Here is a 21,104-nt window from a genome sequence, read left to right on the forward strand (position 1 = left end):
TGAGAAAGCACTTGCGGTAGATAGAACGTTCGGTCTACTATCACTATACGGCAGCCGCACAGGGCGGGGCCCGACAAGGAGAAGACATCATGAACAGCACCGACAGCACCAGCACCGGCAAGGCCCCGATCGTCCTCATCCACGGACTGTGGATGACGCCGAAGAGCTGGGACACGTGGGCGGACCGCTTCCGCGCGAAGGGTCACGAGGTCATCGTCCCTGGGTGGCCCGGCATCGACGACCGCACGGTCGAAGACATCCGCCGCAACCCGGCAGCACTCAAGGGCATCGGCCTGAAGCAGATCGCCGACAACTACGAGCGCATCATCCGCGCCCTCCCGGTCAAGCCGATCATCATGGGCCACTCCTTCGGCGGCGTGATCACGCAGATGCTCGCCGACCGCGGACTCGGCGTCGCGTACGTCGGCGTCGCCCCGGGGCAGACCGCGGGCGTCACGGCCCTCCCCCTCTCCACCCTCTGGACCGGCACACCGATCCTCTCCAACCCGTTCGGGCGCAACGGCGCCAAGCCGCTGTCGAAGCGCCACTTCCACTTCACTTTCGGCAACGACCTCCCCCGCGCAGCATCCGATGCCCTCTGGGAGGAGTACGCGGTGAACTCCTACAACCGGGTGTTCTTCGAAGGGGTCCTCTCGGTGCTGAACGAGAAGGGCGGCGTCACCCACGTCGACTACGCCCGCACCGACCGCGCTCCGCTGCTGCTGATCGCCGGAGAGATCGACCACGTCGTGCCGCCGGCCATCGTGCGGGCGATCGAGAAGAAGTACCGCTCCACGGGGAGCCCTGCCACCGTCGAGCGCAAGGAGTACGCCGGACGCACGCACCGGCTCGTCAGTCAGGACGGCTGGGAAGAGATCGCCGACGAGGCCCTCGCCTGGGCGGTGTCGCACGCGACAGCATCCGTCGCCTGATGCCGGGAGGCTGCGCGCGGCGGGTCGTGCGCACTGGGTCGGGCGGAGATCTCGCTGATGGGCGGAGGTTTGCGAGAGCATCCTCCGCCCATCGGTGTGATCTCCGCCCGATCACGCGGCGTGGTGGAGGCGCTGTGCGATGGCGGCGAGGATGGTCCGCTGAACCCACGGCCACTGGTTCATGAGGTGGTCGTATCCGATCCGGATCACGTGATAGCCGTGCAGCTTCAACAGAGCGTCGTGTTCGATTTCGCTCGAGCGCTGCGCGCCGACGTGATGACCTCCGTCGATCTGGACGACGAGGAGGTCGCCGAGCAAGAAGTCGACCCGATGCCCGAGAATCCACACCTGCGGAGTGATCGAGACGTTCAGCCAAGCGAGTCGCGTGAGGAAGATCGTCTCGGTGCCCGAGTCCGCGAACGGTTGCGCCTCCGCGAGCAGCTGACGCGCAGCGGGTGGCAACGGGGCACGCTCGAGCTCACCCGGATCGACGAGCCTCTGCCGGAACGCCGACTCCCACGTCGCGATCGCACTCTCGTAGGGCTGACATCGCGCGAGGATCACCAGCGCGTTCTCGAGGGAGTCTTCGCAGGAATCCGGGTCGCGCGGAAAGATCGGCTTGCTCCAGTGGACGACTCCACGCGCTGATGACGCATGACCCGATGTCGATGGGGCGGCCAGATGTGGCCCGGAGTCATCGAGCACCCAAAGACCCCTGCGGGCGGCGAGTGTCACGCAGCTGAGCACGACACCACGTCTGGCGGCAGCGACGAGCATGGCATCCGCTTCCCGCAGCGCCACCCAGCCACGGCACACCGAGAAGATCAGACCTCGCTCCCGCGCACGGCGCAGAGCGTGATCACTCACCCCCGCGTTCCTCAATGTCCTGACTCTCGCCACGCCGTCGCGTGCTCGCAACGCAGAAGTCACATCCATGCGACCTCATGCTGCGCGGATCGAGCACCCCTCGCAGGGCATCACCCCCGACTTCCGCGAAGCGTGTGCACAGTTGCGCCACGGCATCCGCAGTGGACGAGAAGTCGACGCCCCCGGTCTGGGAGGAGAACACCGCGTCGGGAGGGTGGATCCGCCGCGAACCTCAGCCCAAGCCCGCGAAGTCAGCCCAAACCCGCGAGAGAAGCCCAAGCCCAAGCCTTCGCACCCGCACCCGCACCCGCACCCGCACCCGCACCCGCGAGAACTAGCGCAGAGAACCCGGTCCGGAGGAGATCACACTGTCGGGAGGATGCCCTGTACTTCAGACTCAGCCCAAGCCGGTGAAGCCAGCCCGACGCAGCGAGCGCACCGCGAGTGCGCGAAACACCCCCGGACACGGAGAAGGGGCGAGGATCCGAAGATCCTCGCCCCTTCTGTCTGCTGAGACTTACCAGCTGGACTTGGTGACACCGGGCAGCTCGCCACGGTGTGCCATGTCACGGAAGCGGACACGCGAGATGCCGAACTTCGTGAGGACACCGCGGGGGCGGCCGTCGATGACGTCGCGCGAACGCACGCGAGCCGGCGACGCGTTGCGCGGCAGCTTCTGCAGGCCGACGCGTGCGGCCTCGCGGGCCTCGTCGGTGGCGTTCGGGTCGACCAGGGTCTTCTTCAGCTCGGCGCGACGCTCGGCGTAACGCTCGACGATGACCTTGCGCTGCTCGTTGCGAGCGATCTTGCTCTTCTTAGCCATTGATCAACGCTCCTCTCGGAATTCGACGTGCTGACGGATGACCGGGTCGTACTTCTTCAGCACGAGGCGGTCGGGGGTGTTGCGGCGGTTCTTCTTGGTCACGTACGTGTATCCCGTACCTGCCGTGGAACGCAGCTTGATGATCGGACGTACGTCCTGAGCCTTCTTGGCCATTAGAGCTTCACACCCTTCGCCTGGAGGTCCTTGACGACGTTCTCGATGCCGCGGACGTCGATCACCTTGATGCCCTTGGCGGACACGTTGAGCGTGATCTTACGACCGAGCGACGGGACGAAATACGTCTTCTTCTGCACGTTCGGGTCGAAGCGGCGCTTCGTCCGGCGGTGCGAGTGCGAGACGTTGTGACCGAAACCGGGAACAGCTCCGGTCACCTGGCACACTGCTGCCATGATGGTGACTCCTTCTCTACCGTGAGGCCAGACGGCCCCACCCAAGATCCCTTGTCTGCACGCCGCCGGATCCCTCAGGACCCGGTAGCACGCGAACTGCGCACAGGAGTGTGCGCAGACAAAGAGTCAGTCTAGCACGGCGGAGGCGGCCGCCTGCGCCCCGCGACCCCAGCGGAACGGCGACACCGTCGGGTCCGAATCGATCCAGAACCGCCAGGGGAAGGCATCCGTCCCGGCGACCCCCGCGACACCGACGCGCGGGCCGGTGACGACGTCCGGCCGGGGCTCCCCGAGCCAGAGTTCGGCACGCGCCCCGTGGTGCTCTTCGCCGGTGATCGCGTCGATCCCGTCGTGCAGCGGATGCCGGAGCCCGACGGCCTGCCCGAGGCGTCCCGGTCCGCGGGCGAGATCCCGCAAGGCCGTGCGCCCGAGCGGCAGTCCGGCACCGCGGCGCCGCGCGGCGGCATCCGTCCCGAAGACGATCTCGCCGGCCCGCAGCAGGATGCCGTCGCCCTGGCCCTCGGGACCCGCGACCACGTTGACGCAGGAATGGATGCCGTGGCTCAGGTACACGTACAGGTGCCCGGGCTCGCCCCACATCGTCGCGTTGCGCGCCGTCCGGCCCATCCTCGCGTGCGAGCCCGGATCGGCGAAGTCGCCCGTGCCCTGCCCGTGATACGCCTCGACCTCGGTGATGCGCAGGCGCACCTCGACGGGGGCGGCATCCGGCGGCGTCCCCTGCCCGGCGACCACGGTGCGCAGCTCGGCACCGAGCAGCCGCGGGGCGACCTCGACGGCCGAGCCGCTCAGCTCCGCGCGGGTGGCTCGGCGCAGGACGGACATCAGAACCGGGGAGCCGTCTGGCACCACGACGCGTCGAAGCCGGTGAGGGCGACGAGCTCGTCGCCCGATTCCATGTCGATGAGGTGCGTCTCGACGTTCTCCGGCAGCGGCAGCAGCATGCCGTCGTACGGGTTGTTCGACAGGTCGGGGGCGATCACGACGGCGGCGTACTGGCCGCTCGGCGAGGCGCAGGCCTGCAGGATCGAGTCGGACGAGCCGACCTCGACCAGCGGGGTGGCGGCGCCGTCGTCGTCGACGCGGACGACGGCCTGCCCGATCGGCATCCCGGACTCGTCGCGGGCGACGACATGGCGGAGCGTGCCGCCCGGGTACGGAGTGATCGACGTCGCGGTGCCGTAGTCCGGATCGGATGCCGCGAGCGGCGCCTCCGAGCCGTCGGCGAGGTTGAGCTCCACCACGGTTCCGTCGAGCCGTTCGACGATCGCGGTGTAGGTGCCGCGGGAGATCCCCTGGATCGTGGCCGCGAGGCCCAGCGATTGCACGCCCGCATCGGTCGAGCGATCGACCAGCGACAGTGCCCCGTCGAAGTCGATGAACAGCACGGCCGGGCTGTCGGGCACGAACTGCCAGGCGAAGACACTGGCCTCGACGCCTGCGACTTCGATGATCTGCGGTTTCTCGTCGCCGTTCAGCGGCTGGGTGACGAGCACGCTCGCTCGCCCTTCCGTGTCGCTGAGCTCGCGATCGGAGTAGCTGTAGCCGACGAGTCCGCCGCGTTCGGACACCTGGATCGCTCCGACGAACCCGTCGCCGGGGAGCTCGAGCTCGCGCTCGTTCGTGCCGTCGCGGTCCATGACGAGCAGTCGGGAGCCGTCGTCTTCCTCGACGGAGACGACCAGCTGCGTCGACGTCGCCCGGAAGTCGTTGATCTTGTCGACCGCGAACACCGGCACGGCCTTCTCGCCGCTGAGGTCGGTGCGGAAGATCGTGTCGTCGCCGTCGGGGTCGCGGCGCAGCAGGAAGATGTTCGACGCCGGAGTCGAGAAGGTCGTCGTCAGATCGGCCGTCGGCCCCCCGCCGGTGCCCGTGACGTCGGAGACGCGGACGGTGTACTCCGTCGAATCGTCGAGCGGGACGGTGAAGCGGATGCCGACGCCACGGCCCGACGCGTCGACGGTGAACGGCACGGCGGGTTCGACCGAGACCTGCTTCGCGTCGATATCGGAGAGCGCCTGATTCGCGGTGATGATGACCCTGCTGCCGGAGGCCTCGATCGCCTGCTCCGGATCGACCTGCACCTCCGAGATGCGCGGCCCCTGCAGCAGGCTGACGATGCCGAAGCCGGTGCCGACCAGCACGAGGACGCCGAGCACGGCGCCGAGCGAGATGAGGAAGCGACGGGAGGGGAGAGCTCGTCGCGGCAGTTTGGCGCCGGCGGGAGCGGCCGTGCCCGTGGGTGCCTTGTAGGAGGGCGCCTCGTCGGAGGGAGCCTCGTCGGCGGGCACCTTTCCGGGTGCGGGTTCCTCGGTCGCCACGACAGGCGCGGCGGGAGCGAAGACGGGTTCCGGGGCGATCGGGATCGCGGGAACGACGGGATCCGCAGTGGCCTCGACGTCATCCCGAGCAGCAGCTTCGAAGGCGGCCATCTTCCGGGCAGCGGCTTCCTGCTCGGCGATCTCACGTTCACCGGCCTGGCGAACAGCAGCCTCACGAGCGGCAGCCTCACGCACTGCAGCTTCGCGCGCAGCAGCCGCGTCGCGGCCGGCATCCGGCTCGTCGCTCCCCTGCGCGGTCTCCCCCGCGGGGGCCGTCGCGGAAGCCGTCGCGCGGTCTATCCGCTCGGCCTCCGCAGCCTCGGCCGCCTCCCGGGCGGCGCGCATCTCGGCGCGGGTCCGCGGCACGGCGGGCACCTCGGGGCGTTCGTCGTCAGTACTCATACGGATCCCCCGGCTCGTCGATCGCGACGACGTCGGTCGGCACGACACGGAGGGTGCCGTCGGCATCCGCTCGGACGGTTCCGGTGACCTCGACCCACTGACCGGTCGGGTACTCGCCCGGGTCGACGGTGACCGGAAGCGTGGCGGTCTGCGCGTCGATCACGCAGTGCGTGATGACCAGGCGTGTGAGGTTCACGTCGTCGTCGCCCGAAGCGCCGGGCGTGACGAATCCGGTGAGGGTGACGGCGGCTCCGTCATAGGCGGTGGTGTTCGTCGCGGTGGCGAAGACGCTCGCCCAGTCGCCGATGCCGAACGTCGAGGTGTCGGCGACCCCGAGCGCCACGTTGTCGGCGCCTGCGAAGAGGGCGCTCTGCTCGCCGGCGCGAGACATCGCCAGTTCGACGGACAGCGATGCCGGGGGCAGCACGAGCGCGGCGGCCACCACACCCGTCGCGACCACGCCGCCGGCGACCGCTCCGACCATGGCGAGGGTCTTCCGGGGCGATGCCGTCGAGCGCGGAGCGTGATCCGCGTCGGCGGCGGCATCCACGGCTGCGGCATCCGTCCCGTGATCGTGCCCGTGGTCGCCCTCTTCGCCGAGCGGCAGGGCGAACGACCAGACCGCACCGGCGAGGGTCACGACGGCCGCGGCGCACGCGAACCACACGGACTCGGGGCTGATGTAGAGGGTGAGTCGACCGGTCACGCCGAGGCCGAGGGTGACCACCGCGACGAGGGTCGCGAGTCCGACGCCGAGCCAGCGGGTGCCCAGGGCGCGTGCGCGCGAAGAGGTGTGCTCAGACAAGGACGTTCACCCCGATCCCGATCGCGAAGGCCGCGGTGACCACGACGCCGACGATGCCGGCCAGTGTGCGCCCGGTGAAGGTCGTGCGCATGAGCGCGAGCATCTTGATGTCGACGAGGGGCCCGACCAGGAGGAAGGCGACGAGTGCGCCCGACGAGAACGTCGACGCGAACGACAGCGCGAAGAACGCGTCGACGTTCGAGCAGATGGCGACCGTCATCGCGAGCACCATCATCGCGACGATCGAGAGCACCGGGTTCGAACCGATCGCGAGCAGCATGTCGCGCGGGATCAGCACCTGCACCGCCCCGGCGAGCGCGGATCCGATCACGAGAGCGGGCATCACCGCGCGGAGCTCGACCAGGAACTGGGTGAGGCTGCGGCGCACCGGCGTGCCGGGTTCGTGGGTGACGCGGTCGCACGTGTCGACGAAACGCCGGGTCAGCAGCGAGTCGGGCGAGGGGTGCAGGCTGTAGATCCAGCCGATGAGGTTCGCGATCAGGTAGCCGCCGACGAGTCGGGCGATCAGGATGCCGCCGTCCCAGCCGAACGCGGCGTGCGTCGTGAGGATGACGATGGGGTTCACGATCGGGGCGGCGATCAGGAAGGTCAGGGCTTCCGCGGGAGCGAGTCCGCGCATCATCAGTCCGCGGGCGAAGGGCACGTTGCCGCACTCGCACACCGGGATCACCATCCCGAGCAGCGACAGCACAGCACGACGGGCCCAGGCGCGCTTCGGCAGCCAGCGATGGATGACATCGGCCGGAAGCCAGACCTGCACCACGATCGAGAGCAGCACACCGAGGATCACGAACGGCAGGGCCTCGATGAGCACGCTCAGGGCGAGCGTGAGCCCATCCTGCGCCCGGGTGGGCAGCGAGGCGGGGAACAGCGACGGCAGGAACCGGTCGACGAGGAACAGGGCCGCGATGATCGCGACGCCCAGACCGACGCCGACCCAGGCCGAGCGCGGCGAACGGGTCGGACGATGCGCATGGCCCTGGCCCGCGCGGGTCGCCGTGCCTGCCGAGAGGCTCACGCGTTCGCTGCCCGTTCGGCGTCGCGCTTGTTGGTGCACGGGGTGCACAGTCCGAAGATGTCGACCACGTGCGCGGCTTCGGTGAACCCGTGGAGAGCCGCGGTGCGGTGAGCCCACTGCTCGACGTCCTTCGCCTCGATCTCGACGGTCAGTCCGCAGGACCGGCAGATCAGGTGGTGATGGTGGCCCTGGGTCGTACAGGCGCGGTAGAGCGCCTCGCCTTCCGGGCTCTGCAGCGAGTCGGCATCACCGGATGCCGCGAGCCCGGCGAGGGCGCGGTACACGGTCGCGAGCCCGATGCCGGTGTTGTCCTCACGCAGCGAGGCGTGCAGGTTCTGCGCGCTCACGAAACCGCGCGCGTCGGCGAGCGCTTCGCGCACGCGTTCGCGCTGCCAGGTGTTCCGCTGAGCCATACGACGATTCTAGGCGGCGGCGGTTGGCGAGGGCTGGGAGCGGCAGCAGTCGGGGCAGCATCGGGTGCGCAGGCGACGATTCACGGATGTGATGACTCACCGAAGCCACCAGATGAACGAGCGCTCCCCGGCTGCCGACGGCGGATCCGCGGCGAACGCGATCAAGGCGACTCTCAGGCGCTCGAGTCCGCTCCCGCTCCTGGGAAAGCGAGCGTGATGACAGAAGACGACGCCCGCGTGCGAGGCCTGCTTGTCTATCGCGAACCCGAATGTCGTCACGTCCTCGGTGATCACGATGCGATGCTCCAGAGTCGCGGTTCGCAGCACCTCAGCATCCTCGGCACCCCGGAGGTCGTCGCGCTGGACGACCGCGGCAGCGTCGATCCCTGCGGCGCCGAGTGCATCGGCCAACCAGCCCGGGTAGTGCTCGTCGAGGAGGACCCTGAGTTCAGGCCGCGTCAATCGCCTGGCGTCTTTCCCACGCCGCCAGCGCCTCGTCCTGTGCGATGCGGTGCCGCTCGAGTATGCCGTCGATCTCGGCGCGATGATCGGCCCAGTAGTTCAAGGCATTCCCGATCGTGCTTTCAGACAGCCCGAGGACCTGCCCCAGAATCTGCGGGGTGCGTGCATCGGGTTCATGCGCCAGCCACGCCTCCGCGACTGTCCACACCTCTGGGCCATCGACGAGTCGCGCGCGCCGTTCGCCCGTCTCGACCGTGACGAATCGGACGCCGGTGTGCACCTGCATCCGCAGCCACTCCTCGACCGCGCTGTTGATGACGCCGGACTTCGTCTGACCCGTCAGGTGGGCGTACTTCGTCAACGCGTCACTGACGGTCGCAGAGAAGCGAACATTCGTAGGTGCTACCATGCACTACAGTGTAGCAGTCCCCCGGATGTCGACGGATTCAGGCCACCCGCCGCACGCGGGCCCGCGCCTTCTGCACGATCCAGCACACCACGTAGATCGTGAACGACAGGGTCGTGATGTACGGGCTCACCGGCAGCGTGCCGGCGAGGGCGAGCAGGATGCCGCCGACGGCCGAGACGAATCCGAACAGGGCGGCGAGCAGCGGAACCGCCACAGGGCCGGCCGTGACGCGCATGGCGGCGGCGGCGGGCGTCACCAGCAGCGCCATGACGAGCAGCGCGCCGATGATGTGCACGCTCACCGCGACGATGAGGCCGAGCAGCACCATGAAGATCAAGCTCACGGCGCGCGTCGGCACGCCGCGTGCGGCGGCCGACTCGGGGTCGAGCGAGTCGAAGCGCAGCGGGTTCCACATCACCAGCAGCCCGATCAGCACGACGACGCTGATGCCGATGAGCCAGCCCAGGTCCGGGCTCGACACCGACACGATCTGCCCGGTGAGCAGGCTGAACCGGTTGGCGCTGCGGCCGTCGTAGAGGGAGAGGAAGAGGATGCCGAGACCGAGGCCGAACGGCATGAGCACGCCGACGATCGAGTTGCGGTCCCGGGCTTTCGCGCCGAGGACGCCGATGAGGATCGCCGCCACGAGCGCCCCGCCGAGCGAACCGGCGACGACGCTGCCGCCGAAGAGCAGGGCGGCCGCCGCGCCCGCGAACGAGAGCTCGCTCACCCCGTGCACCGCGAACGCCAGATCGCGCTGCATCACGAAGACGCCGATCAGTCCGCCGACGATGCCGAGCACCGCACCCGCGATGATCGAGTTCGCGAGCAGGGCGACGAGGTCTCCGTAGTCCTGGAACGAGAAGACGTCGCTCCAGTCGAGCAGAGGCCTCATGCGGCGCCGCCGTGCTCGTGGTCGCCGTGGTCGTGGTGCGGCTCGGCATCCGGGACTCCGACGACGACCAGCCGGTCACCGGCGCGGAGCACGAACACCGGAGTGCCGTAGAGGTCGGTGAGCACGCGGGTCTGCAGCACCTCTTCCGGGGTGCCGAGCAGGAACCGTCCGCCGGCGATGTAGAGGATCCGGTCGACGCGGTTGAGGATCGGGTTGATGTCGTGCGTGACGAACAGCACGGCCGCGCCGCGTTCGCGGCGCTGCCGATCGATGATGTCGGTCACGCCGACCTGGTTCGCGAGATCGAGGTTCGACAGGGGCTCGTCGCACAGGAGAAGCGAGGGCTCGTCGGCGAGGGCCTGTCCGACGCGCAGCCGCTGCTGCTCGCCGCCGGACAGCAGGCCCACCCGGCGGTCGCCGTAGTGCGCGGCTCCGACGGCCTCGAGCAGGCGGTCGACCTTGGCCCGGTCGCCGCGGTGCGGGACGGGGAAGCCGAAGCGGCTGCCCTGCACCCCGAGCGCCACGAGATCGCGCGCCCGCATGCTCGTGTCGGGAGCCAGCGAGCGCTGCTGCGGAATGTACCCGATCCGCGCGTTGCCGCGGTGCACGGGAGAACCTGCCACCTTGATCGTGCCCGACGACAGGGGCTGCAGGCCCAGGATGCTGCGCAGCAGCGTGGTCTTGCCGGAACCCGAGGGCCCGAGCACGGCGATGAACTCCCCCGGCTCCACGGTCAGGTCGAGCCCTGCCCACAGCTCTCGGTCACCGCGATGCAGGGCGGCACCGGCGATCTCCAGGGCCGGCCCGCGCTCAGGGACCGCCGCACTCACGACTGGACGGCGGCGGCGAGGCTCTTGATCGCGTCACGCATCCACTCAGAGTACGACGATCCGTCCTCGAGCAGCTCGGTGAACGCGACAACCGGAATATCGGCATCCTTCGCGGCGGCCTCGACGCGCTCGGTCTCGGCACCGCCGGTCTGCGCGTTCGTGAGCAGAGCGGTCACCTCACCGCTGTCGATCACGTTCAGGGCATCGAGCAGGACGGCGGGAGCCACGTCGGTGCCCTCCTCGACCGCCTCCGCGAATCCTTCCGGGGTGACGTCCGTGAGGCCCGCGGCTGTGGCGAGGTAGCCGGGAAGCGGCTCGGTGATGAAGACGCTCGCGCCGGCGGCATCCGTCTTGATCGTCTCGAGGTCGGTCTCGAATCCTTCGAGGTCGGCCACGATCTCGTCGGCGGCAGCCGTGAAGTCGGCCTTGCCGTCGGGGTCGAGTTCGGCGAGATGTGCCGCGATGTCCTCCACGACGTGGATCATCGTGTGCGGGTCGAACCAGACGTGCTCGTTGAATCCCTCGATGTGATCGTGGCCTTCGTGGCCCTCTTCGCCCTCGGCGTGCTCGTGGTCGTGCTCCTCCGCGTCGGCGTCGCCTTCTTCGTGGCCCTCGTTGCCGGGGAAGTCGTGCGAGAACTCGACGGCCGTGAGCACCTCGGCATCCGATCCGTCGAGCAGGTCGTCGATGAACGCGTCGTAGCCGCCGCCGTTCTCGATCACGAGGTCGGCCTTCTGCACGGTCAGCCGATCGCGGGCGGTGGCCTCGTAGGAATGCGGATCCTGGGTCACGGAGTTGATGATCGAGGAGACCTCGACCCGGTCGCCGCCGATCTGCTGGGCGAGGGAGCCGTACACGTTGGTGCTCGCGACGACCTGGATCGTGCCGTCGTCGCCCTCTCCCGCCGCGGGGGTGGAGCATCCGGCGAGAGCGAGGGCGGCGACGGATGCGAGGGCGAGGGCGAGCACGGGCTTCTTCATGCCCTCACTCTAAACGCTAATGAGAACCATTATCAAATCAGTTCCGCGTGCGCCGTCGATCTGCAGGTCGAGACGACAGTTGCAGGTCGAGAACCGAGTTCTCGACCTGCAACTGTCTTTCCCGCCTGCAGATTCAGCGGTGCGGCCTCAGCCGACGAGACCCGCCGGAGCGATCCACACCGTGTGCTCCCCCGGCACCGCACCGTCGACGACCGCGCCGAGCACGACCTCCCCGGCATCCGCACCGAGATCGAACGGCTCGGTGCCGAAGTTGGTCACCACCTGCCAGCCGTTCGGGCGGGCGAAGCGCAGCACATCGTCGCGGCCCGTCTCGATCCACTCCAGGCGCTCATCGGCCTGCAGCAGGTGCCGCAGGCGCAGCGCTTCGCGGTACAGCGACAGCGTCGACGACGGGTCGGCCGCCTCCACGTCGACCGCGTACTCCGCGAACCAGGACGGCTGCGGAAGGTGCGCGTCAGCCGAACCGAAACCGAAGGAGGAGCCGGATGCCGTCCACGGCAGCGGCACGCGGCATCCGTCACGTCCGAGGCCGTCGAAGGCCTCCTCCCGCAGGAACGCCGGGTCCTGACGCTGCTCCGGCGCGATCTGCGCGACCTCGTGCAGGCCGAGCTCCTCGCCCTGGTAGAGGTACGTGCTGCCGGGAAGGCCGAGCAGCATCAGGGTCGCGGCGTGCGCCCGGCGCAGCCCGCCCTCGCGGTCGAGCTGGTAGGCGGGACCACCGGCGGCCACCCACTCGGTGCCCTGCTTGACGGTGCGGCCGCGCAGCGACGGCAGGCCGTAGCGGGTGGCGTGGCGGGTGACGTCGTGGTTCGACAGCACCCACGTCGTCGACGAGCCGCTCGCCTGCGCCTGCTCGAGGTTCTCGGTGATCACGTCGCGGAAGTCCCCCGCCGAGAACTCCGCCACCAGCAGGTCGAAGTTGAACGCCTGCCCGAGGCCATCCGCCGACGCGTACCGGGCGCGACGCTCGGGTGTCTCGACCCAGGCCTCGGCGACCGCGGTGCGCGGCGGGTCGTACTCGTTGAACACCGCACGCCACTCGGCGTAGATCTCGTGCACGTCGTCACGATCGAGCAGCGGATGCCGACCCGATGTGCGGTCCATCGCGTCGAGCTCCGCCTGGCTCGGCAGCGGCTCGGTGAGGTCCTTCGTGAGCATGTGCGCGACGTCGATGCGGAACCCGTCGACCCCGCGGTCCGACCAGAAGCGCAGCGTCTTCAGGAAGTCGGCGCGCACCTCCGGGTGGTCCCAGTTCAGGTCGGGCTGCTCGATGGCGAAGCTGTGCAGGTACCACTGCCCGTCCTCGACGCGCTCCCAGGCGCTGCCGCCGAAGGCCGCACCCCAGTCCGTCGGCGGCTCGGAGCCGTCGACGCCCTTCCCCTCACGGAAGATGTAGCGCTCGCGTGCCGCCGACCCGCGACCCGCGGCGAGCGCCTCCTGGAACCACTCGTGCAGATCGGAGCTGTGGTTCGGGACGATGTCGACGACGACCCGGATGCCGCGGGCATGCAGCGCCTCGACCATCGCGTCGAAGTCGTCGAGGGTTCCGAGGCGGGGATCGACGTTGCGGTAGTCGGCCACGTCGTACCCGCCGTCGGCGAGCGCCGAGGGATAGAACGGGCTGAGCCACACCGCGTCGATGCCGAGTTCGGCGAGATAGTCGGCGCGGGAGACGATGCCGGGGATGTCACCCAGTCCGTCGCCGTTCGCGTCGGCGAAGCTCCGCGGATAGATCTGGTACACGGCGGCCTGCCGCCACCAGACGGCGGCATCGGCCTTGCGGGTCTCGACGAGAAGCGCGTCGGTCATAAGAGGAGAACTCCTTCTTTCTTGTTGCGGTCGGTATCGGTCAGCCCTTGACGGCGCCCTGCGTCACGCCCTCCATGACGAAGCGCTGCGTGAACAGGTACGCCAGGATCGCGGGGGCCATCGCCATCAGATATGAGGCGAACGAGACGTTGTAGTTGTTGCTGAACTGGGTCTGGAACAGGTTCTGCCGCACCGGCAGCGTCTGCATCGCGGGATCCGAGATGATCAGCGATGGCATCATGAAGTCGTTCCAGGCGTAGAGGAAGGCGAAGATGCCGACCGTCGCGCTCATGGGGGCGAGCAGCGGGAAGATCAGCTGCCAGAACGTCTGCCAGGTCGTCGCACCGTCGATGCGGGCGCTCTCCTCCAGCTCGATCGGGATCGAGCGGAGGAACGCGGTGAACAGCAGCACGCTGAAGCTGAGCTGGAACATCGTGGCGAGGATGATCACGCCGAACGGGTTGTCGAGCCCGACCCGGCCGGTGAGCTGGATCTGCGGCAGAGCGACCACCGGGAACGGGATGAACATCGCGGCCAGCAGGTAGAAGAACGAGTAGCGGAACAGCTTGCGGTCCCAGTTGCGCACGATCGCGTAGGACGCGAACGCCGCGAGGATGATCGTCGCCGCGACCGTTCCGGCGGTGACCAGGAGCGAGATGCCGGCACCGACCGGGAACTTCGTGAGGTTCCAGGCTTCGACGAACCCGTCGATGCTGAACGGCGCGGGCAACGAGAAGGCGTTGCCGTCGACGGCCTGCCCCGTCGTCTTGAACGCCATCGAGATGGTCACGTAGAGCGGGAGGAGCACGGTGACCGTGCACAGGATCAGGATGATCGTGCCCGACCAGTTGGGTCGTTCGATCTTGAAGCGGGGCTTCTTGCCCGCCGTCTGGGTGGTGATCGTCTGCGTCGACATCAGAGTGCGTTCCTTCCGCGCGTCAGCGACAGCTGGAGGAGGGAGATGAGCACGGCGACGATGAAGAAGATGGTCGCGTTGGCCATCTGGTAGGCGTAGTCGCCGCCGTTGAAGCCCGCGATGATCGTCATCGCGACGCTGCGGGTGGAGGTGCCGGGCCCGCCATTGGTGAGGCCGACGATGATGTCGTACGCGTTCAGGAAGCCCTTGAACCCGAGGATCACGTTGATCACGACGTAGCCGGCGACCAGCGGGAGCGTGATGCGCAGGAGCTGCTGCCGCTTGTTCGCGCCGTCGATGCTCGCCGCCTCGTACACCTCACCGGGCACCGACAGGAGACCCGCGATGTAGATGAGGAGCGTGCCGGGCACGGCCTGCCAGGCCGTCACGATGACGATCGCGACCCAGGCCAGGTCGGGGTTGGCCAACAGGCTCGTCTCGAGGAACGGGATGCCGGTGGCAGCACCTGCGGCCGGCAGGGAGTTCGAGAACAGGAAGTTGAAGACGTACGCGATGATGATGCCCGAGATCACCATCGGGATCACGAAGATCGTGCGCAGCCCGGTCTTGAAGCGGATGCGCGAGGTCAGTCCGACCGCGAGCAGGAAGGCGACCACGTTGACCACGATCACCGTGGCGATCGAGAAGCCGAACGTGAACAGATAGCTCTGCAGGATCGACGGGTCGCTGAACATCGCGACATAGTTGGTGAGCCCGTTGAAGCTCCACTCGCCGATGCCGATCGAGTCGGTGAAGCTGAAGAAGATGCCCATCACCGCCGGAACCGTGATGGCGAGCGTGAAGATCACCAGGGTCGGCAGCAGGAACAGGTAGTAGATCGGCTCGACACGCTTCGTGCGGCGGCGGAGCCCTCGGGTTCCGCCGCCGGTGACGACGGAGGTGGTGTCCGTCGTCACGGCGGGCGGCTTCGTGATGCTCGGGACTGCCGGGTTCGGCAGGGCGGTGTTCGTCATGGCGTCGACTCCTCTGTCTCGCCGGATGCGGAATCCTGAGTGGTGGGTATCGGTGCGCGGAACGCGATCCGCGCCCAGTCGGCGTCCATCGTGCGCAGCGTGGACTCCGGGGAGGCTCCGAGCACCATCGCCTGGACGTAGTTGTTCAGCGGGAGGGTCTTCGGCACGAGCACCGAGGGGCCCTGGTAGATCTGCCCGTTGTCGTAGTACTCGATCATTCCCTCGACCCGCGGATCGTCGGGGGCCGGAGCATCCGTCGTCGGGGTGAAGCCGAGCTGCGAGGCGTTGTACGCCTCGATGTTCTCGGGCAGGTAGAGGTACTCGAGGAAGTCGCGCGCGGCCTCCTGGTGGTTCGATTCGGCGGGGATCATCGCGGCGAGGTCCATGTTGACCCGCACACCGAGGTCGGCCGGGTCGTCGGTCATCGGCAGCGGGAAGGTGCCGAGGTCGAGGTCGGGCGCGGTCTTCTCGATCTCGCTGAAGGCCCACGGGCCCTGCAGGTACATCGCGCCCTTGCCTTCGCCGAACGCGAGGTTGCCGTCACCGTAGGCGCGGCTCGCGGCATCCGAGTTGGTGTACTCGGTCACCAGCTGCATCATCCGGTCCATGGGCTCGGAGAAGTCCTGCTCGAACGACACCGGCGCATCGGGGCCGACCTCGGTGCCCTCTTCGGCCATCGCGTCGAAGAAGTCGATCACGTCGACGGAGCCGCCGGCGGTGTAGTCGTACCAGCCCTGCGCGACGGTCCAGTCATCCTTGAAGGTCGCATAGAACGGGTCGATGCCTGCGGCCTTGAGCTGGTCGCAGACGGCGAGGAGCTCGTCCCAGGTCTTCGGGACCTCGAGCCCCTGCTCGTCGAAGATCTGCTTGTTGTAGATGACGGATGCCGCCATCACCGAGTACGGGAGTGCACTGGTGCGCCCTTCGCAGGAGCCGTACTGATCCATGAGCGGCTGGAGGTCGTCGCGGATGCCGGAGGCGGCCTCGGTGTCGGAGAGATCGGTGAGCGCGCAGCGCTGCACGAATCGCGCGATCTCGTAGTTGTAGTTGGCGAGCATGATGTCGGGCGGGTTGCCCCGCACGAAGCTGGCGGAGACGACGTCGACACCCGACGTGTCGATCTCGACCTTCACCTCGTCCTGCGAGGAGTTGTACTCTGCGACGAGCTCGTTCATGAACTCGATCGCCTCGCGCTTGCTGAAGGTGAAGCGGATCGTCTCCGCTCCCGAGCCGGCTGCGCAGCTCGTGAGGGCGGCCCCGACCAGCGTGAGCCCGAGGGCTCCCGCGATCATCCGCACCGCGCGTGTTCGTTTCTCAGACACCGTCGTCCTTTCGATCCCGTATATCCGCGTACTAAATCTAGTGAGCGAATTTACTCTGTCGAGAGGTACTCTCTCATTGGCGCGACAGAAAGGTCAAGGGGAGTGACAGAAGTCTCGATGGATCTCGGCACCGGACGCGCGAGCGTCGGCGCCGTCCTCGACTTCGCCTGGGCGGCGGGCGAGTTCACCGCGACCGAGGTCATGGCGGGCACGTCGTTGACGCGCTCCACCGCGATCGACGCGATGGACACGCTCCTCGACGCCGAGATGCTGCGCGAGCTCCCCAACGCCCGCGCCGTCGGCAGCTACCGCTCCGGTCGGCCCGCCCGGCGCTTCAGCCTCTCCCCCGACCTCGGTGTCGTCGTCGGGATCGATGCCGGCGACACGCATCTCGCGGTGACCGTCGCCGATCCGATCGATCAGACTCTCGTGCATCACCGCGTCGACCTCGATCCGACCCAGACGTCCGAACAGCGCCGCGCGACGATCGTCGACAGCCTGCGTGCCGCACTCGAGGAGGCCGCCGTGCCTCGCGAGGACGTGCTCGCCCTCTGCGTCGGCGTCGCCGCACCGGTGGATCGCAACGGCGTCTCGCCCCCGCACCCGGACGGCTTCTGGGAACGCACCAACCCCGGACTCGCCGACGCCCTGCGCGACTGGGCGCCGGTCGTCGAGATCAAGAACGACGCCCAGCTCGCCGCGATCGCCGAAGGGGCGGTCGGCGCGGCCGTCGGATGCCGGGACTACGTCGCCCTGCTCGCCAGCGAGCGCTTCGGCGGCGGAGTCGTCGTCGACGGCCACGTGCTGCACGGCGCGCACGGAGGTGTCGGCGAGGGTGTCGTCTTCGACCACATCGTCGGCGTCGGCTCGGCCTTCGGACTCCCCTACTCGGTGCGCAACCACGCGCAGGCGGCCGTCGACGCGGGAGAGATCGATCGTGACACCGCGGTCGGACGCATCGTCGCCTCCGGGTACATCGACCCCCGGCTGGTCCTGACCCTCGCCGCGTCGGGCGATGCGGATGCCGTGCTCGTCACCGACCGCGTCGGCGCCACGGTCGCCCGCGTCGTGGGGGTGCTCGGCAGCATGTACGACCCGGCGCGCGTCATCGTGTGCGGCGCAGTGGCCGAGAGCGTCGAGCCCGTGCTGGCCGCCGCCCGCCGCGTCCTGCCCGGTGAGCTGCACCTGCCCGCGCCCGAGATCCTCGCCTCAGAGCTCGGCGCCGAGGTCGTATCCGTCGGCGCTGTCGCCACCGCGCGACGTGCCGCGCGCGAGCAGGCGGTGCCGCGGCTGGCGGAGCAGCGTCTCCGCATGCGCGCCTAGCCACGGCATCCGGCCTCCTTCACTTCCAGCCGCGGAGGACCTTCTCCTCGAGGGGGATGTTGCCGCCCCCGCGCCCCTGGTTCGGGTAGCCATCGCCGCCGGCGACCTCGCCGAGCTGCTCGTCGGTGAGCTCGGCCGTCTCGTCGGCAGCGGCTTCGGCAGGGATCTTCTTCTCAGACATGTCGTCTCCTCTGGTGGGCGAGGCCTCGTGCGCTCGCAGAACAAGTGTGTTCCGCCGGGGAAGGCGCCTCCATAGACGCAGGTCGTCACCTCCGCGGCATCCGCGCGGGCTAACTCCCGCCGCGGAGGGCCCTGTCGATCTCGGCCTTGTCCATGTGCTGTCCCTGAGTCGGATGGCCGATGCCACCGGCGACCGCGGCGAGCTGCTCTTCGGTCAGTTCGGCCGGCACGGACGCGTCGGCGGCGGCCTCGGCAGGGATCTTCTTCTCGTCGGACATCTCGTCTCCTCACACACGCGAGGCCTCATGCGCTCGCCGCACCCAGTGTGATCCGCTGCCGAGACTCGCTCCATAGACGCAGGTCGCCACCTCCGTCTGCCTTCGGCGACTCGGGGCGCGAGCCGTCAGCGCACCGCGCGGCACGCGAGATGGAGCGCCAGACGGACCTCGGGATCGTTCATGTCCACGCCGAGCAGCTCCTGCGCGCGATGGATGCGACTGGCGACGGTGTTGCGGTGCAGACCGAGTGCGGCGGCGGTCGGGGCGAGCGCCGACTCGTGATCGAGGTACGCCGACAGGGTGGTCAGCAGCTCGCCGCGACCCTCCTGCAACGGCGCGAGGAGCGACTGCGCCGCCGGGACGAAGGTGTCGTTGCCGGTCCACGCGAGCAGGAGCCGTTCGAGTCCGAGTCCGTCGACACGGACGAACCAGCTCGTGGTCGAACGGTTCACGGCGATCTTGGACGCGTCGGACGCCTCGCTCAACGACGTCGTGAGGCCCGCGGAGCCGTTCGCCACCGAGCCGACGCCGGTCGCGACATTGAACGAGCGCCGGGCGGCCACATGCAGGTCTCGGAGTGACGCCACGTGCTGCTCGATCTGGGGCGGAGCCGGCGGGTCCGTGAACGTCAGCCATCCGGTCACGCCTCGACCGCTCGTGGTCGCGTGCGAGTCGACGGAGATGCGGCCGAGTTCGCCGATCACGAAGCGGAGGAGCTGGAGGGTGTCGACGCGGGTGCGCCCGATGATGCGGAAGCCGAGGTGGTATCCGCTCGTCCGCCATCCGCGCTCGAGCATGCGGCGCTCCACGTCGAGATCCGGGGTGCCGCGTAGATCGACGAAGTCGCGGAGCACTCCTGACGACACCGAGGCGTCATTGACCTCGTTGACCTCGTCGATGAGGATCCGGGCGGCGACAGCGGGCATCGCCACCTCGGCGGCGACCGCGAGGGCTGCGACCTGCCGCTCGTCGAGCCCGTCGCCGAAGAACGCGAGCCGCAGACCCTCCCGGCTGGGACTGTCGACACGCACCGAGGCTGCCGAGCCGCCCGGCACGCGCACGATGTCGAGCCAGGGCCCGAAGTCGATCGACGCGTGCACGTCCGCGGCCAGCGTCCCTCCGGATTCGAGGAGCACCCCTTCGGCATCGAGCAGGGCGACCCCGTGCCGCACGCTCGAGGAGAGATGGCGCAGCAGATCGGAGAGGCTGTCGGCGTGATACTCGATCGACTGCGCCACTTTTCGCACGTAGTGGAGGGTGAGCGCGTCCCGCGCTTCGACGAGCTGCCAGCACGCCTTCGCGAGCTGGATGGGCTGATCGACGTGCAGCACCGTGAAGCCGAGCCGCTCCGCGAGCGCTCGGGTGCCCGCACCGAAAGCATCCGCGTGGGGCACGGCGAGGGCACGGAAGCCGCGATCGCGCGTGCGACGGAGGAGCGCATCCTGCTGCCACGAACGCGCGGGCGGCGATTCCGTGAGCACGACGAGCCGCCCGGCGCCGTCGGACGGGAGCCGTGTCTCGTCCGACTCCACGACGACGCCTGTCCACTCGACGTCCTCCGGCCCGGCGATCGCGCGCACGCCGCCGTTCTCGGGGTGAGCGAGCAGAGCACTCAGCAGGAGCGCGTCGGTCATGTCGGTCCGTCCAGTTCATCCAGCCCGTAGGCGGAGGGCACCACATGGCGGAGACGCTCGGCGGAGTGCGACCACCACTCCGGGCCGCCGAGGTGCACAACGGCGACGTATCGCCCCATCGACAGGTGCGGAACCTCGAGGATGTCGCGGGAGATCGCGTCGAGCACGACGACCAGATCAGGCGCCGCGGCCTCGAGCCTTCCGTCGGTCATCATCGCGAGGCTCTCCGACCGTGCGACGAGCCTGTGCACCTCGCCGGCACTCCCCTCGATGCCGAAGATCGTCACGTGCGGGTCCCGCTCATCGATCTCGATCGCGGTGATGCGCCCCTCGGCGAGCAGCCGTCCGCCCAGCGCCCCCGCGAGATCGCGGAGCGGCCCGGTCTCGGCAGAGAGGAAGGCCGTACCCAGCTTCAGCGCGTGCGCGGCGTTGCCGACGATCGCGTGCTCGCGCAGGTCTCCGACGGTGAACCCGGCGAAGACCATGCCCCCGGCGCCACCCGCCTGAACCGTCGCCGCCCGCACGATGCGCTCGACGTCGACCGCGCGGTCGGTGTCGACAAGCGCCACGCCGCCGGCGCCCGTGTCACACGTGACGATGACGTTCGGCACACCGTCGACGAGGAGCGACATCTGGTCGAGCGCCGGGACGGCGCGGCCGGTCAGGTCGGCGTCGACGATCATCCGCTCGCCGGCCAGCGTGAAGGAGGCGAGGCCGTTGAGACCGCCGCCCTCCAGTGAGCAGACGACCGGAACCCGATGGCCCAGCCAGCGCTCCGCCGCGGCGATGAGTCGAGCGAAGGGATCGTCGGCGATCAGTCTCTCGCCGAGAAGGATGGTCGATCCGACGAAACCCGCGCCGAGGCAGGGGAGGTCCGGATCGAGGTCGTCGACGTCATACAGGGTGATCGGCCAGTCCGGGGAATCCCGCAGCACCAGCTCGAGCATCGTCGTTCCTCCGCCGCCGCCGGAACCGAGCAGCGCGAACCCGGTCGCCAGCGCGGGGAGGCTGTCGAGATCGAGGGTGACCGGCATGGCCTCA

24 protein-coding genes are annotated in these 21,104 nt (G+C 68.9%); 2 read left to right on the forward strand and 22 right to left on the reverse strand.

Annotated features, from left to right (window positions below; all coding sequences use genetic code 11):
• The first annotated feature begins 89 nt into the window (after positions 1–89).
• Positions 90–932 carry an alpha/beta hydrolase gene (locus LC452_RS05150; RefSeq protein ID WP_223622957.1) on the forward strand — a complete coding sequence of 281 codons (843 nt, stop codon included), beginning with the start codon at positions 90–92 and terminating at the stop codon, positions 930–932.
• A 111-nt stretch (positions 933–1,043) separates the two neighbouring features.
• On the opposite strand, the gene LC452_RS05155 is transcribed toward LC452_RS05150, so the two are convergent.
• The 18 genes from LC452_RS05155 to LC452_RS05240 all read right to left on the reverse strand — a co-directional run bounded on the left by LC452_RS05155 (position 1,044) and on the right by LC452_RS05240 (position 16,648).
• A complete protein-coding gene (locus tag LC452_RS05155; protein ID WP_263293782.1) occupies positions 1,044–1,868 on the reverse strand; it encodes a type IV toxin-antitoxin system AbiEi family antitoxin domain-containing protein in 825 nt (274 codons plus the stop codon).
• Between the two features lie 448 nt (positions 1,869–2,316).
• Positions 2,317–2,622, reverse strand: a complete 306-nt coding sequence (gene rpsN, locus LC452_RS05160; protein ID WP_017829734.1) for a 30S ribosomal protein S14 — start codon at positions 2,620–2,622, stop codon at positions 2,317–2,319.
• Between the two features lie 3 nt (positions 2,623–2,625).
• Complete coding sequence (rpmG, locus tag LC452_RS05165; RefSeq protein ID WP_017203558.1) at positions 2,626–2,796, reverse strand: 50S ribosomal protein L33; 171 nt, start codon at positions 2,794–2,796, stop codon at positions 2,626–2,628.
• Positions 2,796–3,032, reverse strand: a complete 237-nt coding sequence (gene rpmB, locus LC452_RS05170; RefSeq protein WP_017203559.1) for a 50S ribosomal protein L28 — start codon at positions 3,030–3,032, stop codon at positions 2,796–2,798. Before rpmB ends, rpmG begins: the two co-directional genes overlap by 1 nt.
• 126 nt (positions 3,033–3,158) lie before the next feature.
• Positions 3,159–3,875 carry a DNA-3-methyladenine glycosylase gene (locus LC452_RS05175; protein ID WP_223622959.1) on the reverse strand — a complete coding sequence of 239 codons (717 nt, stop codon included), beginning with the start codon at positions 3,873–3,875 and terminating at the stop codon, positions 3,159–3,161.
• Positions 3,875–5,773, reverse strand: a complete 1,899-nt coding sequence (locus tag LC452_RS05180) for an Ig-like domain-containing protein (protein WP_223622960.1) — start codon at positions 5,771–5,773, stop codon at positions 3,875–3,877. Before LC452_RS05180 ends, LC452_RS05175 begins: the two co-directional genes overlap by 1 nt.
• Positions 5,763–6,578, reverse strand: coding sequence for a TIGR03943 family protein (locus LC452_RS05185; RefSeq protein WP_223622961.1), 816 nt, complete (start codon positions 6,576–6,578; stop codon positions 5,763–5,765). The genes LC452_RS05180 and LC452_RS05185 overlap by 11 nt, the downstream gene beginning before the upstream one ends.
• Positions 6,571–7,617, reverse strand: coding sequence for a permease (locus tag LC452_RS05190; RefSeq protein WP_223622962.1), 1,047 nt, complete (start codon positions 7,615–7,617; stop codon positions 6,571–6,573). Before LC452_RS05190 ends, LC452_RS05185 begins: the two co-directional genes overlap by 8 nt.
• The gene (locus LC452_RS05195; RefSeq protein WP_223622963.1) at positions 7,614–8,030 is read right to left on the reverse strand and encodes a Fur family transcriptional regulator; all 417 of its coding nucleotides are present in this window, start codon (positions 8,028–8,030) and stop codon (positions 7,614–7,616) included. Before LC452_RS05195 ends, LC452_RS05190 begins: the two co-directional genes overlap by 4 nt.
• Before the next feature lie 96 nt (positions 8,031–8,126).
• Positions 8,127–8,492, reverse strand: a complete 366-nt coding sequence (locus LC452_RS05200) for a DUF5615 family PIN-like protein (protein WP_223622964.1) — start codon at positions 8,490–8,492, stop codon at positions 8,127–8,129.
• Positions 8,479–8,901 (reverse strand): hypothetical protein, encoded by a 423-nt coding sequence (locus LC452_RS05205; RefSeq protein ID WP_223622965.1) that lies wholly within the window; start codon positions 8,899–8,901, stop codon positions 8,479–8,481. Before LC452_RS05205 ends, LC452_RS05200 begins: the two co-directional genes overlap by 14 nt.
• A gap of 37 nt (positions 8,902–8,938) precedes the next feature.
• On the reverse strand, positions 8,939–9,796 hold the full coding sequence (locus LC452_RS05210) for a metal ABC transporter permease (RefSeq protein ID WP_223622966.1): 858 nt from the start codon (positions 9,794–9,796) through the stop codon (positions 8,939–8,941).
• Positions 9,793–10,626: a metal ABC transporter ATP-binding protein gene (locus LC452_RS05215; RefSeq protein WP_223622967.1), complete on the reverse strand. Its 834-nt coding sequence runs from the start codon at positions 10,624–10,626 to the stop codon at positions 9,793–9,795. Before LC452_RS05215 ends, LC452_RS05210 begins: the two co-directional genes overlap by 4 nt.
• Positions 10,623–11,606, reverse strand: coding sequence for a metal ABC transporter solute-binding protein, Zn/Mn family (locus LC452_RS05220; protein ID WP_223622968.1), 984 nt, complete (start codon positions 11,604–11,606; stop codon positions 10,623–10,625). The genes LC452_RS05215 and LC452_RS05220 overlap by 4 nt, the downstream gene beginning before the upstream one ends.
• A 147-nt stretch (positions 11,607–11,753) precedes the next feature.
• Positions 11,754–13,436, reverse strand: a complete 1,683-nt coding sequence (locus tag LC452_RS05225) for a glycoside hydrolase family 13 protein (RefSeq protein ID WP_223622969.1) — start codon at positions 13,434–13,436, stop codon at positions 11,754–11,756.
• Positions 13,437–13,476: 40 nt separating this feature from the next.
• Positions 13,477–14,352, reverse strand: coding sequence for a carbohydrate ABC transporter permease (locus LC452_RS05230; protein ID WP_223622970.1), 876 nt, complete (start codon positions 14,350–14,352; stop codon positions 13,477–13,479).
• The gene (locus LC452_RS05235; RefSeq protein WP_223622971.1) at positions 14,352–15,326 is read right to left on the reverse strand and encodes a carbohydrate ABC transporter permease; all 975 of its coding nucleotides are present in this window, start codon (positions 15,324–15,326) and stop codon (positions 14,352–14,354) included. Before LC452_RS05235 ends, LC452_RS05230 begins: the two co-directional genes overlap by 1 nt.
• Positions 15,323–16,648 (reverse strand): ABC transporter substrate-binding protein, encoded by a 1,326-nt coding sequence (locus tag LC452_RS05240; RefSeq protein ID WP_223622972.1) that lies wholly within the window; start codon positions 16,646–16,648, stop codon positions 15,323–15,325. Before LC452_RS05240 ends, LC452_RS05235 begins: the two co-directional genes overlap by 4 nt.
• A gap of 117 nt (positions 16,649–16,765) precedes the next feature.
• Here LC452_RS05240 and LC452_RS05245 point away from each other — a divergent pair, with 117 nt between their 5' ends.
• Positions 16,766–17,971, forward strand: a complete 1,206-nt coding sequence (locus tag LC452_RS05245) for an ROK family protein (RefSeq protein ID WP_223622973.1) — start codon at positions 16,766–16,768, stop codon at positions 17,969–17,971.
• 19 nt (positions 17,972–17,990) lie between these two features.
• Here LC452_RS05245 and LC452_RS05250 read toward each other — a convergent pair whose 3' ends face one another.
• From LC452_RS05250 to LC452_RS05265, 4 genes are all read right to left on the reverse strand, one after another.
• Complete coding sequence (locus LC452_RS05250) at positions 17,991–18,152, reverse strand: hypothetical protein (RefSeq protein WP_223622974.1); 162 nt, start codon at positions 18,150–18,152, stop codon at positions 17,991–17,993.
• A gap of 109 nt (positions 18,153–18,261) precedes the next feature.
• Positions 18,262–18,429, reverse strand: coding sequence for a hypothetical protein (locus tag LC452_RS05255; protein WP_223622975.1), 168 nt, complete (start codon positions 18,427–18,429; stop codon positions 18,262–18,264).
• A gap of 125 nt (positions 18,430–18,554) precedes the next feature.
• Positions 18,555–20,063: a CdaR family transcriptional regulator gene (locus tag LC452_RS05260; protein WP_223622976.1), complete on the reverse strand. Its 1,509-nt coding sequence runs from the start codon at positions 20,061–20,063 to the stop codon at positions 18,555–18,557.
• The gene (locus tag LC452_RS05265) at positions 20,060–21,097 is read right to left on the reverse strand and encodes a DUF917 family protein (protein ID WP_223622977.1); all 1,038 of its coding nucleotides are present in this window, start codon (positions 21,095–21,097) and stop codon (positions 20,060–20,062) included. The genes LC452_RS05260 and LC452_RS05265 overlap by 4 nt, the downstream gene beginning before the upstream one ends.
• Positions 21,098–21,104 lie beyond the last annotated feature (7 nt).

The organism is Microbacterium sp. EST19A (assembly GCF_019969685.1).
Taxonomy (GTDB): Bacteria; Actinomycetota; Actinomycetes; order Actinomycetales; family Microbacteriaceae; genus Microbacterium.